Source organism: Acidimicrobiales bacterium (assembly GCA_036273495.1).
Taxonomy (GTDB): Bacteria; Actinomycetota; Acidimicrobiia; order Acidimicrobiales; family JAJPHE01; genus DASSEU01.
Genome location: DASUHN010000077.1, coordinates 1 through 13,140, shown reverse-complemented (window position 1 = coordinate 13,140; position 13,140 = coordinate 1). Strand labels below are relative to the sequence as shown.

The 13,140-nt window shown below is 74.4% G+C and carries 15 protein-coding genes; 1 reads left to right on the top strand and 14 read right to left on the bottom strand.

Annotated features, from left to right (window positions below; genetic code table 11):
* The 14 genes from hemB to sodX form a co-directional block, all read right to left on the bottom strand.
* Positions 1-743, bottom strand: a 743-nt coding sequence (gene hemB, locus VFW24_02990) for a porphobilinogen synthase (protein HEX5265715.1), incomplete at its 3' end; no start/stop codon positions are given.
* A complete protein-coding gene (gene cobA / locus VFW24_02985; protein HEX5265714.1) occupies positions 740-2,209 on the bottom strand; it encodes a uroporphyrinogen-III C-methyltransferase in 1,470 nt (489 codons plus the stop codon). The genes cobA and hemB, both read right to left, overlap by 4 nt.
* The gene (gene hemC / locus VFW24_02980) at positions 2,188-3,138 is read right to left on the bottom strand and encodes a hydroxymethylbilane synthase (protein HEX5265713.1); all 951 of its coding nucleotides are present in this window, start codon (positions 3,136-3,138) and stop codon (positions 2,188-2,190) included. The genes cobA and hemC overlap by 22 nt, the downstream gene beginning before the upstream one ends.
* Before the next feature lie 4 nt (positions 3,139-3,142).
* A complete protein-coding gene (locus tag VFW24_02975; GenBank protein ID HEX5265712.1) occupies positions 3,143-4,405 on the bottom strand; it encodes a glutamyl-tRNA reductase in 1,263 nt (420 codons plus the stop codon).
* Complete coding sequence (locus tag VFW24_02970; protein HEX5265711.1) at positions 4,393-5,007, bottom strand: bifunctional precorrin-2 dehydrogenase/sirohydrochlorin ferrochelatase; 615 nt, start codon at positions 5,005-5,007, stop codon at positions 4,393-4,395. Before VFW24_02970 ends, VFW24_02975 begins: the two co-directional genes overlap by 13 nt.
* Entirely contained in the window at positions 4,980-5,651 is a 672-nt protein-coding gene (locus VFW24_02965) for a redox-sensing transcriptional repressor Rex (GenBank protein HEX5265710.1), read from the bottom strand. The genes VFW24_02970 and VFW24_02965 overlap by 28 nt, the downstream gene beginning before the upstream one ends.
* Before the next feature lie 113 nt (positions 5,652-5,764).
* Positions 5,765-7,288: an AMP-binding protein gene (locus VFW24_02960; protein ID HEX5265709.1), complete on the bottom strand. Its 1,524-nt coding sequence runs from the start codon at positions 7,286-7,288 to the stop codon at positions 5,765-5,767.
* 42 nt (positions 7,289-7,330) lie between these two features.
* Positions 7,331-8,128: an SAM-dependent chlorinase/fluorinase gene (locus tag VFW24_02955; protein HEX5265708.1), complete on the bottom strand. Its 798-nt coding sequence runs from the start codon at positions 8,126-8,128 to the stop codon at positions 7,331-7,333.
* Positions 8,129-8,187: 59 nt separating this feature from the next.
* The gene (locus VFW24_02950; GenBank protein ID HEX5265707.1) at positions 8,188-8,394 is read right to left on the bottom strand and encodes a helix-turn-helix domain-containing protein; all 207 of its coding nucleotides are present in this window, start codon (positions 8,392-8,394) and stop codon (positions 8,188-8,190) included.
* 378 nt (positions 8,395-8,772) lie between these two features.
* Positions 8,773-9,570 carry a pyrroline-5-carboxylate reductase gene (gene proC, locus VFW24_02945; protein HEX5265706.1) on the bottom strand — a complete coding sequence of 266 codons (798 nt, stop codon included), beginning with the start codon at positions 9,568-9,570 and terminating at the stop codon, positions 8,773-8,775.
* Positions 9,571-9,844: 274 nt separating this feature from the next.
* Positions 9,845-11,092 carry a glycosyltransferase gene (locus tag VFW24_02940; protein ID HEX5265705.1) on the bottom strand — a complete coding sequence of 416 codons (1,248 nt, stop codon included), beginning with the start codon at positions 11,090-11,092 and terminating at the stop codon, positions 9,845-9,847.
* A 31-nt stretch (positions 11,093-11,123) separates the two neighbouring features.
* On the bottom strand, positions 11,124-11,495 hold the full coding sequence (locus VFW24_02935; GenBank protein HEX5265704.1) for a helix-turn-helix transcriptional regulator: 372 nt from the start codon (positions 11,493-11,495) through the stop codon (positions 11,124-11,126).
* A 15-nt stretch (positions 11,496-11,510) separates the two neighbouring features.
* Entirely contained in the window at positions 11,511-12,080 is a 570-nt protein-coding gene (locus VFW24_02930; protein HEX5265703.1) for a hypothetical protein, read from the bottom strand.
* Positions 12,081-12,093: 13 nt separating this feature from the next.
* Positions 12,094-12,453: a nickel-type superoxide dismutase maturation protease gene (gene sodX / locus VFW24_02925; protein HEX5265702.1), complete on the bottom strand. Its 360-nt coding sequence runs from the start codon at positions 12,451-12,453 to the stop codon at positions 12,094-12,096.
* A gap of 76 nt (positions 12,454-12,529) precedes the next feature.
* On the opposite strand from sodX, the gene sodN reads away from it, so the two are divergent.
* Positions 12,530-12,949, top strand: a complete 420-nt coding sequence (sodN, locus tag VFW24_02920) for a superoxide dismutase, Ni (protein ID HEX5265701.1) — start codon at positions 12,530-12,532, stop codon at positions 12,947-12,949.
* Positions 12,950-13,140 lie beyond the last annotated feature (191 nt).

The following is a 13,140-nucleotide window of genomic DNA, read 5'->3' as shown; positions in this document are numbered from 1 at the left end:
ACTATGTCGGCGCCCTCGTCGAGGTCGAGGGCCACTTCGGCCAGGGCCTCCCGGGCATTCCGGACGTCCTGCTGGTAGCCCCGCCGGTCCCCACCGCCGGCGATCTGCACGTCGACCGCCTCCCGGAACGGTCCGTACAGGGCCGAGGCGTACTTGGCGGCGTAGGCCATCACCACCACGTCGAGGTGGCCGGAGCTGTCGAGGGCGGAGCGGATGGCCGCCACCTGGCCGTCCATCATCCCCGACGGCGCCACCACCGCCGCTCCGGCGTCGGCCTGGGCCAGGGCGGTGCGGGCGTACAGCTCCAGGGTGGCGTCGTTGTCCACGCCGCCCTCGGCGTCGAGCACGCCGCAGTGGCCGTGGTCGGTGTACTCGTCGAGGCAGAGGTCGGCCATCAGGACCAGCGAGTCCCCGTGCCGCTCCCGCAGGTCGGCCAGGGCCACCTGCACGATCCCGTCCGGCGCCCACGCCTGCGACCCCTCGGGGTCCTTGGTGGCGGGCAGCCCGAAGAGGATGACGCCGGGGATGCCGAGGTCGGCCAGCCGGGCCACCTCCTTCACCAGGCTGGCCCGCGAGTGCTGGAAGTGGCCGGGCAGGCTCTGGATCGGCACCGGCTCCTGCACGCCCTCGCGCACGAACAGCGGCGCGATCAGGTCGTCGGTGCGCACCGTGGTCTCCGCGACCAGCCGGCGCAGGGCGGGCGTGCGGCGCAGCCGGCGCATGCGGCGGTCGGGGAAGCTCATTTCTTCAAGGCTAGAGCGCCGATTACGGCGTCGACGAGGGCGTCGAGGCTGGCGTCGCCGGCCACCGCCGCCACGTCCAGCCCGGCCCGCCGGGCCGCCTCGGCGGTCACCGGCCCGATGCACGCCACCAGCTGGCCCGGGCCCACGCCGGCGCCGGCGGCCAGGTACGAGTCGACGGCGGACCCCGACGCGAAGGTGACCACGTCGGCTCCCGCCGCCCGCTCGAGGAGGCCGACCGGGACCGGGAGCGGGACCGTCCGGTAGGCGGCCACCTCCTCCACCTCGAAGCCCCGCCCGGCCAGCTTCTCGGGCAGGGCCGGGTCGGCCACCTCGGCCCGGGCCAGCAGCACCCGCCCCGGCGGGTCGGGGATCTCGTCGGCCAGGGCCGCCCCCGACGAGCGCCGGGCCACCAGGTTGGCCCGCACCCCGTGGCGGGCGAGGGCGGCGGCGGTGGCCGGCCCGACCGCCGCCACCCGGGCCGGGCCCAGGTCGCGGGCGTCGTGGAGGTGGGCGAACACCCGCTCCACGGCGTTGGCCGAGGTGAGCACCACCCAGTCGAACCGGGCGAGGCGGCCCGCTGCCGCCACCAGTCCCTCGCTGCCGTCCCCCGGGTCGGCGACGGCCAGGGTCGCGACCTCGACCACCTCGGCCCCCGCCTCGGCCAGCCGGGCCGACAGCTCACCGGCCTGCTCCGCCGTCCGGGTCACGACCACCCGTCGGCCGAGCAGGGGCCGGCGCTCGTACCACGACAGGTCGAGAGCGGCCACGGCCCCGATGACGAGGGTGGCGGGGGGCTCGACGTCCGCCCCGGCCAACCCGGCCAGGGTGGTGCGCACGGTGCGCTGCTCGGGGCGGGTGCCCCACATCACCGCCGCCACCGGGGTGTCGGGGCGGAGGCCTCCGGCCATAAGCCGGTCGGCCACCCGGTCCCGGTGGGCCACGCCCATCAGCACCACCAGGGTCCCGCCGGAGCGGGCCAGCAGGTCCCAGTCCGGTTCGGGGTCGGGGTCGTTACGGCTGTGCCCGGTCACCACCGTGAGCGACGCGGACAGGCCCCGGTGGGTCACCGGGATGCCGGCGTAGGCGGGGACGGCCACCGCCGCGCTCACTCCCGGCACCACCTCGAAGGGGATGGATGCGGCGGCGAGGGCGGCGGCCTCCTCGCCGCCGCGGCCGAACACGAAGGGGTCCCCCCCCTTGAGCCGGACGACCACCTGCCCCGTGCGGCCCCGCCCGACCAGCAGGGCGTTGATCGATTCCTGGTCCACCGGGCCGCCGGGGCGCTTGCCGACGTCGACCCGCTCGGCCCCCGGCGGCGCCAGCTCCAGGAGGCGGGGGTCGGCCAGCCGGTCGTAGACGACCACGTCGGCGCGCCCCAGGACCTCGGCGCCCCGGACGGTGATCAGCCCCGGGTCCCCGGGCCCGGCCCCGACCAGGTAGACGGTCACGTTCCCGTGCCGCTCCACGCCGGGAGGGTCCCGGCCGCCGAGCGGCCCAACTCCTCGGGCCGGCCCGCCGGGCCCTCGCAGCGGTGGCGGGCCACGATGCGCCCGTCGAGGCTGGCCAGCATCACCTCCATCGACAGGGTGCGCCCGTCGGCCGCCGCCCGGGCCAGGGCGCCGACTGGCAGCTCGCACCCGCCGCCCAGGGTGTCGAGGAAGGCCCGTTCGGCGTCGACCTCCCGCCGCGATCCGGGGTCCTCGATGCGGGCCAGCAGGCGCAGCAGCTCGGCGTGGTCCCCGGAGCCCCTGGCGTCCTCGGCGCACTCGACGGCCAGGGCGCCCTGGCCCACCTGAGGCAGCAGCGCCGACACGGGGAGGACCTCCGCCGCCCGGTCCGCCAGGTCTAGGCGTTCCAGGGCGGCGGCGGCCACGACCACGGCGTCGACCCGGTCGGCCCCCTCGGCCCCCACCCGCTCGATCCGGGTGCCGATGTTGCCCCGGAGCCCCACGAAGGTGAGGTCGGGCCGCAGCCACGCCAGCTGGGCCCGCCGGCGGACCGACCCCGTCGCCACCCGGGCCCCCGCCGGCAGATCGGCCAGCGCCGCCCCGACCAGGGCGTCGCGGGGGTCGGCCCGGACCGGGACCGCGGCCAGGACCAGGCCGGGGGCGGGGCGGGGCGGCAGGTCCTTGGCCGAGTGCACGGCCAGGTCGGCCCGGCCGTCGAGGACGGCGGTCTGGACCTCCTTCACGAACACCCCCTGGCCGCCCATCTCGTGGATCGGGACGTCGCGCCGAACGTCGCCGGTCGTGCGGACCACGACCTCGTCGATCTCGACGTCCCCGCCGGCGGTCCCGCCGGGTTCCTCCCGGGCGGCCTGGCGGAGCAGCGCCGCCACGTGCCGGGCCTGCCACAGCGCCAGGGCGCTCCCCCGGGTGGCGATGCGCAGCCTCACCACCTCAGATGTCGAAGAGCGTGCGCAGGGCTTCGGCCAGCCGCTCCCCGCGTGGCGTCCCCGCCTCCTCCTTCAACCTGACCGTCGGGTCGTGGAGCAGCTTGGCCACCAGGCCCCGCGTGAGGGTCTCGACCGCCCGCCGCTGGCGCTCGTCGAGCGAGCTCAACCGGCCCGACATCCGGTCCAGCTCGGCGGCCCGCAGGGCCTCGGCCCGGTCGTGGAGGGCGGCCACCACCGGGGCCACGGTGCGGGCGGTGGAGAGCTCCCCGTAGCGGCGGACCTCCTCCTCGATGATCTCCCGCACCCGGGTCACCTCGGCCTTGCGGCCCGACATCCCCGCCTCGGCGAAGGACACCAGGTCCTCCATGTCGAGCAGGGTGACCCCGGGCAGCTCCCGGACGGCGGGGTCGACGTCGCGCGGCACGGCGATGTCGACCATCAGGAGGCGCCGGCCGGCCCGCTCGGCCAGGGCCGCCGCCACCTCCTCGGCGCCGAAGACCAGACCCGAGGCCGCCGTGCCGGTGAGCACCAGGTCGACGGAACGGAGCTGGTCGGGCACGTCGGACAGGTCGATCACCCCGGCCTCGGTCGGCAGCTCGGCGACCACCTCGGCGGCCCGGGCCTCGCTCCGGCTGGCGACCAGGACCCGCTCGACCCCGCGCCCGGCCAGGGCCACGGCCATCCCCCGGCCCATGTCCCCGGCCCCGACCACCAGCACGGTGCGACCGGACAGGCCCCACAGCACGTCGGCGGCCATGGCCACCGCCGCCTGGGACACCGAGGTCACCCCCCGGGAGATGGCGGTCTCGGTCCGGGCCCGCTTGCCGACCTCGATGGCGTGGCGGAAGAGGTTGCCGAGGGCCGGCCCGGCCGCCCCCTCCTCGCGCGCCCGCTCCCACGCGTCCCGGACCTGGCCGAGGATCTCCCCCTCCCCGACCACCGCCGAGTCCAGCCCGGCCGCCACCTCGAACAGGTGGGCCACCGCCGCGTCCTCGTAGTACGTGTAGAGGTGGTCACTGAAGCTCTCGGGGGAGGCGCCCGACATCTCGGCCAGGAAGTTGCGGATGTCCCCGATGGCGCCGTGGAACTTCTCCGCCTCGGCGTACACCTCCGTGCGCATGCACGTGGACAGCACGACCGCCTCGGCCAGGTGGGTGCGACCCCCGAGGTCATGGAGGGCCTTGGGCAGGGTGGCGTCGGTGACCATCATCCGCTCGAGCAGGCGGAGGGGGACCGTTCTGTTGAGCCCGACGACTACGACAGACATTCCTGGATCCGCTCCCTTGCCTGGTCCACGCGGCCGGCCCGGACCAATTCGAGCATGTCGGAGTCCAGAGCCGCCCGCCAGTCGACGCTTTCGGTGGAACGCCCGTCGGCGTGGATCTCATCCCGGCGCTCGGCCAGCAGGTCGGCGAGCACGCCGTACTCCGGGCCCACGCAGTCGACGGCCAGGCGGTCCCGCAGCCACCGGGCCAGCGCCGGGCTGGCCCCGTCCGTCGACACCGCCACCGAGACCCGGCCCCGCCGGGCCACCGCCGGCAGGAAGAACGAGCACCGCTCGGCATCGTCGGCGGCGTTGATGAGCACGCCGGCCGCCTCGGCGTCGGCGGCGACCTCCCGGCTCACCTCGGGCTGGTCGGTGGCGGTGGTCACCAGCCAGTAGCGGCCGGCCTCGCCGGCCCGGTAGGGGCGCTCCTCCCAGTCGACAGCCAGGGACCTGATCTCCGGGCCCACGCGGTCCGCCACGACTCGCACATGGGCGCCGCATTCGAGGAGGGCGGTGGCCTTGCGCGCCGCCACCGGGCCGCCCCCCACCACCAGGCACGGGCGGGCCTCGACGATCAGAGTGACGGGGTAACCGTGGGGCAAAGGCGGTTCTGCTGGTTCTGGTAGAAGGTCAGGATCTGCAGCTCGATGGCCAGGTCGACCTTGCGGAGCGAGACGTGGTCGGGCACGGACAGCACGACCGGGGCGAAGTTCAAGATTGCCGTCACCCCCGCCCGGACCAGCCGGTCGGCGACCTCCTGGGCCGACGACGCCGGGGTGGCGATGATCCCCACCGCCGCCCCCTCCTCGGCCACCGCCGCCTCCAGCTCGTCGAGGTGGCGCACCCGCCGGTCCCCGACCTGCTCCCCGATCAGGCTCGGCTCGGTGTCGAGCAGCGCCGCCACCCGGAAGCCGCGCGTCGAGAAGCCCCGGTAGTTGGCGAGGGCCCGGCCCAGGTTCCCGAGCCCGACGATCACGACCGGCCAGTCCCGGGTCATGCCCAGCTCCCGGCCGACCTGGTCCACCAGGAAGGTGACGTCGTAGCCGACGCCCCGGGTCCCGTAGGAGCCGAGGTAGGAGAGGTCCTTGCGGACCTTGGCGGCGTTCACGCCCGACAGCTCGGCCAGGCGCTCCGACGAGACCGTCGGCACCTGCTCCCCCACCAGCTCGAGCAGGGCCCGCAGGTATACCGGCAGGCGGCTGACGGTGGCCTCCGGGATGCGGGTCCGGCCGTTCCTGGCGGGCATCGCCTCCAGGCTACCGCTGTCTCGTGCTTCCTTTCACAATTCGGATGCCGACGGGCACCCGGGTCCCGGCGACCACGCCCGCCGCGTGCCGTGGGGCCCCGGCCCCACGGCCGTCAGGTGCCGGTCGAGCCCTGGCGCAGCGCCCGGCGCAGCAGCTTGCCCCCGAGGCCGTGGGGCAGCGAGTCGACGATCTCGATGCTGGCCGGGCACTCGTAGGGGGCGAGGTGGCCCCGGCACCGGGCCGCCAGGCCCCCGACCAGGTCGGGGTCGCCCGCCGCCTCCGGGGAGGCCACGACGTAGGCCCGCACCGCCTCACCGGTGTGCGGATCGGCGACGCCCACCACGGCCACCTCGTCCACGCGCGGGTCGTCCCGCAGCACGTCTTCCACCTCGGCCGGGTACACGTTGAAGCCGGACACGATCACGATGTCCTTCAGCCGGTCGACGAGGTAGACGTAGCCGTCGTCGTCGACCACCGCCACGTCCCCGGTGTGCAGCCACCCGTCGGTGAGCACGGCGCCGGTGGCGTCGGGGTCCTCCCAGTACCCGGCGAACACGTTGGGGCCCTTGACCCACAGCTCGCCGGGGTCGGACACGAGGGCGTCCTCCCCGGACTCGTCGACGAGGCGCAGCTTGATGCCCGGCAGGGGCACCCCGACCGACCCCGGCTTGGGCACCCCCCCGATCACCGAGGAAGTCACGACCGGGCTGGCCTCGGTCAGGCCGTAGCCCTGCCAGAGCGGCAGCCCGAACCGCTGCTCGAACGCCGCCGCCACCTCGGCGGGCAGCGCCGATGCGCCCGACACGGCCAGCCGGACGCTGGCCAGCTCCCCGCCGTCCTCCTGGTCCGACCGGTCCTCCCGGCCGGAACCCTCCCCGGGCGAAGCCGCCGCCATCGCCCCGAACATCGGCGGGGCCCCGGCCAGGATCGTGACCCGGCGCTGCTGGATGGTCGCCAGCGCGGCCCGGGCGTCGAACCGCTCGACCAGCACCACCGAGGCGCCGGCCAGGAGGGACAGCCCGAGAACCACGTTGATGCCGAAGACGTGGAAGAACGGAAGGACGCCGTAGGAGATGTCGTTCGGCACCAGGGCCCGGCCCGGGTGCTGCTGGACCTGGTCGAGGTTGGCCCGCAGGCTCCCGTGGGTCAGCATCGCCGCCTTGGCCGGCCCGGCCGTGCCGGCGGTGAAGACCATGAGGGCCAGGTCCTCGGGGTGGCGGTCGACGAACGGGATCGGGTCGGCCTCGAGCAGGCCGGAGATGTCGCCGACGACGACGAGCCGGGTGGACTCGCTCCGCCCCTCGGCCACCTCGCGGACCACTCCCTCCGCCGCCGGCCCGGCGATCGCCACCTTGGCCCGGACCAGGTCGATCTCCTGGGCCGGCGCCGGCATCGACGGGTCGACCGGTACCGCCACCGCTCCCACCCCGAGGACGGCCAGGTAGGCGACGACGAACGGCCATCCGTTGGGCAGCACGATGGCCACCCGGTCGTCGGGCCCCACCCCGAGGCGCACCAGGCCGCCCCGGGCGGCCGCCACCTCGGCGCGCAGCTGGCCGTAGGTGAGGGTCCGGTCGGGTGCCACCAGGGCCGGGGCCTCGGCGGGATGGCCCTCGATGATCTCCGCCAGGTTCACCGGCCCATCTCTACCCGCTCGGCGCCACCCACGGGCGTATCTCTACCTGCTCACCGGGGGCCACGGGCCTATCTCTATCCGGTCGCCGGGGGACACGGCTAACCGCGTCGCCGCCTGGGCCCGGTCGAGCACCAGCGCCAGGTGACCGGTCGAGTCGGTCAGTACCCCGAGCTCGTCGGCCCCGAGCTCCGCGAGCGACATCACCCTCCGCGCCGGATGGTTGGTCCCGCCCGCCCCCGTCCGGACCGAGAGCTCTCCCGTCTCCGAGCCGGGCAGGTCCGGCGGACGGGCAGTCAGGCCCACGTTCCCGAACCGGTCGACGCTGTCGACCTCGCAGAGCAGGGCCCCCTCGGCGGTCCGGCCCACGACCGGGTCCGGGAAGCGCTCCAACCCCCCGGGATCGATGCGGGGCCCTAACCGCTCGGCGTCCACGCCGAGGCACAGGTGGGCGGCCAGCGGCCCGAAGATGTCCCGTCCGTCGAAGGTCATGGCCGGCCGGGGCAGCCACCACCCGGGATCGGTCGCCTCCACCGCCCGGCGGATCCCGCCGAGCATCCCTGCCGCCGCCACGAGCAGCCCGTTGTCCGGCCCGACCAGCTGCCAGCGGCCGCAGTCGAGGACAACCCGCCGCCGCTTCCCCCCGACGCCGGGGTCGACCACGGCCAGGATCACCCCGGGCACGAGGTAGGGGGCCGCCCTCCGGAGCATGGCCGCCCCGGCCCGCACGTCGTGGGCCGGCACCTCGTGGCTCAGGTCGATGATGCGGGCCCGCCGGCACAGCGAGAGGACCACGGAGTGGACCACCCCGACGAACTCGTCGGCGCGCCCGTAGTCGGAGATGAAGGTGAGGACCGGTGCGGGCGGCGGCTCCGGGCCGCCCCCGCCTGCGACTGCGTCGCTCAGCCGGCCTCCGTGTAGCGATCGGCCAGGTACTTGTCGACGTCCTCTTCCCGGAGCCGGAAGGACTTGCCGATCCGAACGGCCGGGAGCTCACCGGAATTGATGAGCCGGTAGACGGTCATGCTGGAGACGCGCAGCATCTCCGCCACCTCACCAACGGTGAGGAAGCGGGCCCTCGCGTAGTTGAGTTGCGACAGTGGAATCACCCCTCTCCGCCCAGACGGACTGTACGCCAATGGGGCCAGTGTGGGAAGTGGTGACGGAGGGGGGACCGAGGGGGGACGGAGGGCCGCTGACGGGCGGCGAGGGCCCTTGGAGAGTCCTCCCACCCCTCCGCGAAATGCTTTTTTCCTGCCGTATGAGTGCTTTCGAGTACGACCGGCCCGATCGCCCGCAGAGTGCCCGTCCGGCCGCGGTGAGTCCACCATCCCGGGCGGAAGATCATCCGCAGGGCGCCCACGTGACAGCACAGGGTGGGATTCGGGCTGCCATATGTGAATTTTCATATACGGCAAGGCATTTTGTGTTTTGGGGGGGCCGGGGGTCCCCCCTCGGGCCCGCACGAGTGCCCCCTCCGGCTCCGGCTAGGCCCCGCCCAGCTCCCGGGAGCGGTCGGTGGCGGCGGCCACGGCGTCGATCAGGGCCGATCGCACGGCCCGGGACTCGAGCACCCGCAGGCCGGCGGCGGTCGTGCCCCCGGGCGAGGTGACCGCGGCGCGCAGCGCCTCCGGGCCCTGGCCGGACTCATCGAGGAGGCGGGCCGCCCCGAGGAGGGTCTGGATGGTCAGCGTCGTGCTGGCGTCCCGGGGCAGACCGGCAGCGACGCCGGCGTCGATCAGCGCTTCGGCCACGAGGAAGACGTAGGCGGGCCCGGAGCCGGACAGACCGGTCACCGCGTCCAGGAGGCGCTCGGGCAGGCGCACCACCCGCCCGGTGGCGGAGAGGATGGCGGCAGCCCACTCCTCGTCCTCGGGCCCGGCCGACGCCCCGGCGGCCACCGCGCTGGCGCCCGCCCCCACCAGCGCAGGGGTGTTGGGCATGGCCCGGACCACCGCCACTCCCGGTCCGGCCCACCCCTCGATCCGCGAGGTGGTGACGCCGGCGGCGATCGACAGGACCCGGCCCGTGCCTGCCTCGGCCAGGGCCCGGACCGCCGGCTCGACATCCGCCGGCTTGACCGCCACCACCGCCGCCGGGGCCGGGGCGGCGGCCACCTCCCCGACGACCTGGACGTCGGGTCGGGACTCCGCCAGCTCCTTGCGCCGCTCGGCGGACACCTCGACGACGGCGACGCGACCGGCCTCCCAACCGGCGGCCAGCAGCCCCCGCACCAGGGCCTCCCCCATCCGACCGCCCCCGACCACGACCAGCTCCGGCGCCACGGCACTCAGGCTAGGAGGACCGGCTCAGAGGAGGGTCCGGGACGCGGATCGGCCCGAGGAACCTCCCGGCGTCCTCCCGTACTTCCCCGAACGAGAGGGCCGTTCCGCACCTCGGGCCGCACCCGTCTGCACGGTAACCCCGGCCTGTGACGGCGGCAAGGGAAACCGCCAAAAAGTCCCGGAAAATCGGGGAATTCTGCAACCTCGGGTGACGCCGCCGGCCCACCCGCGCCGGCCCCCACCGGGCGCCCCGCCCCCGGTCCGCAGGCGCCGGTCAGCGGCACTCGACCAGGCGCCGGTCGGCCAGGTCGGCCTGCAGATCCTTCATGCCCTGGGCCGCCGCCCGCCACGTGTACCCGGCCGCCCGCGCTGCTCCGTGGGCGCCCATCCGCTCCACCCGGACGGGGTCGACCAGGAGCGACGCCACGGCGGCGGCGAACGCCGGCGCCGACCGCTCGGGCACGAGCAGGCCGGTCTGGCCGTGGTCGACGACGCAGCGCAGGCCGTCGACGGCGCTGGCGACCACCGGCACCCCGCACGCCGCCGCCTCCAGCGCCACCAGCCCGAACGACTCGGTGCGGCTCGGCACCAGGCAGACGTCGGCGGCCCGGCAGAAGGTCGAGACGAGCTCGTGGGGCTGGGGCGGGAACCAGAAGACCCGCCGCTCGAGACCGGCCGCTGTCACCTGGGCCCGGATGCGCGCCACCTCGTCCGCCCCGGACGGCCCGCTCGGCCCCCCCGCCAACACCAGGAAGACGTCGGGGAGACCCTGCAGCTCGGCCAGCGCCCCCACCGCCAGGTCGGCACCCTTGAGCGGCTGGATCCGGCCCAGGAACAGCAGCATCCGACCCTGCTCGGGCAGCCCGAGGGCCCGGCGGGCCTGGGTGCGCTCCCCGGGGGCGAAGAAGGCGTGGTCCACCCCCGGGGGGACCACGCGCACCCGCTCGGGGGGGGCGCCGTAGAGCGAGATCAGCTGGCGGGCCTCCTCGTCGTTGGAGGCGACCACGGCGTCGGAACAGCCGATGATGTCGACTTCGGTGCGCTGTCGGGCCGGGTCGTCGGCCCCGTCGGACGCGCCCGACGCCGCCTTCACCCGCTCCAGGGTGTGGAAGGTGGACACGAGAGGCAGGTCCAGCCGGTGCTTGAGGATGTGCCCGGCCGCGCCGGACAGCCAGTAGTGGGCGTGGATGGCGTCGACGCCGGGGGGACCGGGTCCCCAGGGCCCCTCGTCCAGCCGGCGGGCCACGGCGTCGGCGAACTCGGGGACCAGCGCCGCCAGCTCGTGCTTGCCGACCGGCGCCTCCGGTCCGGCCTGGACGTGGTGCACCCGGATCCCGGGCTCCACGGGCAGCACAGACGGCAGCTCGGGCGCCCAGGAGCGGGTGAACACGTCGCACTGCGCTCCCGACCGGGCCAGCGCCGTGCACAGCTCCCGGACGTAGACGTTCATCCCGCCGCCGTCCCCGGTCCCCGGTTGGGCCAGCGGGGAGGTGTGCATCGAGAGCACGGCCAGGGACGTCATGGCCGCGACACCCTACCGGGCGGGGCCGGCGCTAACCCGTGGCTCCCGGCTCCTGGCCTGACGCGCGATTGGCTTCGACGTAGCCGGAGTAGATCCGCTCCAGCTCGTCCTTCTGCGGGTCGGTGAGATGGGGATCGCGCCGGATGGCGGGGCCGAGCTCCATGGCGCTCTCGTCGAGGATGCCCGCCCTCACGTACATGCTCTCGGCGGAGACCTCCAGGGCGCGGGCGATCTGCTGGAGGATCTCAGCCGACGGCTTGCGCAGGCCCCGTTCGATCTGGCTGAGGTAGGGGTTGGACACTCCGGCCAGCTGGGACAGCCGCCGCAGCGACAGGCGCGACTCGCTGCGCCGTTCCCTGATGAAGCCTCCCAGCTCCCGCCGCCGATCGGGATCCCCGGTCACTGTTCGAACGTCAGGTCACCGCAGGAGATTGTCGACGTTGGCCTCTCCGCTGCGGTAGCGACGCACCATCTCCGCCTGCAGGGCGTCCAGCCTCAGGTGCAACTGGTGACGTTGGTCCGACAGCTGCCGCTCGATCGACGCCAGCGCATCGGTGAGGGAGCCGAGCTCGGCGTCGGAGATGCTGTCGAGCTCCATCAGCCGGTTGGGGTCGACCACGCGGTCGACCTCGGCGACCAGCGCGTCCGCACCCGCACCGGGTGCGATGTGCATCGGCAGCCGGCCCGGGCCGGCGCCGCGCCCCGAGTGGGCGGGGTCGGCCAGGATGCCCGGCAGGTCCTCGACGATCGAGCCGTGCTCCTCCCCGGACGAGCCCGAACCGCCGGCGGCCGGGCCCGAGCGCCGCTCACGCTCCGCTCCGACGATGTCGAGGCGGCCCTGCACGACCCGGCGCACGTAGGAGACGGCGTCCTCGGCTTCCTGCAGCTCACCCCGGGCCGAACGGAGATCGTCCAGCGAGCGGGTTTCCAGCCCGTCGAGGAAGGACGGGGCCAGGAGGCGCTGGAGCTCGGCGGATTCGTTTGACATCTCGAAGTCGATGCTACCGCCCTGGACCTGGGCGACCGGCGCGTTCCGGGGGGTGATAGCGGTAGAAGACGCGTCCGACCACGAGGTCGTGGGGCACCGCTCCGAACACCCTGCTGTCGGTGCTCTGCGCCGGGTTGTCCCCGAGGACCCGCCAGCCGCTGACGGCCGAGCCGGCCGCGACCCTCTTCACGACCACCCGTCGCCGGTCACGGGGGTCGCGCACCGCCGCCAACTGACCCGGACGCAGGTGAGCGGTCCGCAGCACGAGCACCCGGTCCCCGGGCTGCAGCGTGGGTCGCATGCTGTCCCCCTCCACCTCCAGGCGGAGGAACCGCTGGCCCCCCAGGACGGCCCCGGCGGCGGCCACCAGCACCAGGACTAAGGTGCGCGAACGCAACGCCGTCAATCGACGCACCCCGATCCGAGCCCGCTCGACATTAAGGAGTGACATGCGCATCGCTTCCCGTCTCCTCGGCGTAGCCGATCTCCTGAAGGCCCCTCAGGTGGCCCACGCCCACTGTGACCTGCCCTGCGGCATCTACGACCCCGCCCAGGCGCGCATCGAGGCGGAGTCGGTGAAGGCCATCATGGAGAAGTACGGCGCGAACGACGACGCCGAGTTCCGCACCCGCGCCATCCAGATCAAGGAAGAGCGGGCTGATCTGGTCAAGCACCACCTCTGGGTGCTCTGGACCGACTACTTCAAGCCCGACCACCTGAAGAAGCACCCGCAGCTGCACGAGCTGTTCTGGAAGGCCACCAAGTCCGCCGGGGACTCCAAGAAGACGGTCGACGTGAAGGTCGGTCAGCGGCTGCTGGACGAGATCGCCGAGATCGACAAGATCTTCTGGGAGACCAAGAAGGGTTAGGCGGCCGTTTATAGGCCCTGACCTGGGCTTTCCTGTCCGGGAAGGGCCTCTAGTCCGCGTGTAGTCCGCAAGCCGTCGAGAACGCCCTCGATGATGGCACGCGCTTTGTCGTCGTCACCCGGCCATAGGTGGGCGTAGGTCCGCAGGGTGATGACGGCGCTCGAGTGGCCGAGGAGCGTCTGTACCTGCTT

What these genes read in the sequence shown, in the direction of transcription:
- VFW24_02975 (HEX5265712.1), bottom strand. Translation starts at nt 4,405, where the DNA reads ATGTCTGTCGTAGTCGTCGGGCTCAACAGAACGGTCCCCCTCCGCCTG.
- VFW24_02965 (HEX5265710.1), bottom strand. Translation starts at nt 5,651, where the DNA reads ATGCCCGCCAGGAACGGCCGGACCCGCATCCCGGAGGCCACCGTCAGC.
- VFW24_02940 (HEX5265705.1), bottom strand. Translation starts at nt 11,092, where the DNA reads ATGACGTCCCTGGCCGTGCTCTCGATGCACACCTCCCCGCTGGCCCAA.
- VFW24_02930 (HEX5265703.1), bottom strand. Translation starts at nt 12,080, where the DNA reads ATGTCAAACGAATCCGCCGAGCTCCAGCGCCTCCTGGCCCCGTCCTTC.
- sodN (HEX5265701.1), top strand. Translation starts at nt 12,530, where the DNA reads ATGCGCATCGCTTCCCGTCTCCTCGGCGTAGCCGATCTCCTGAAGGCC.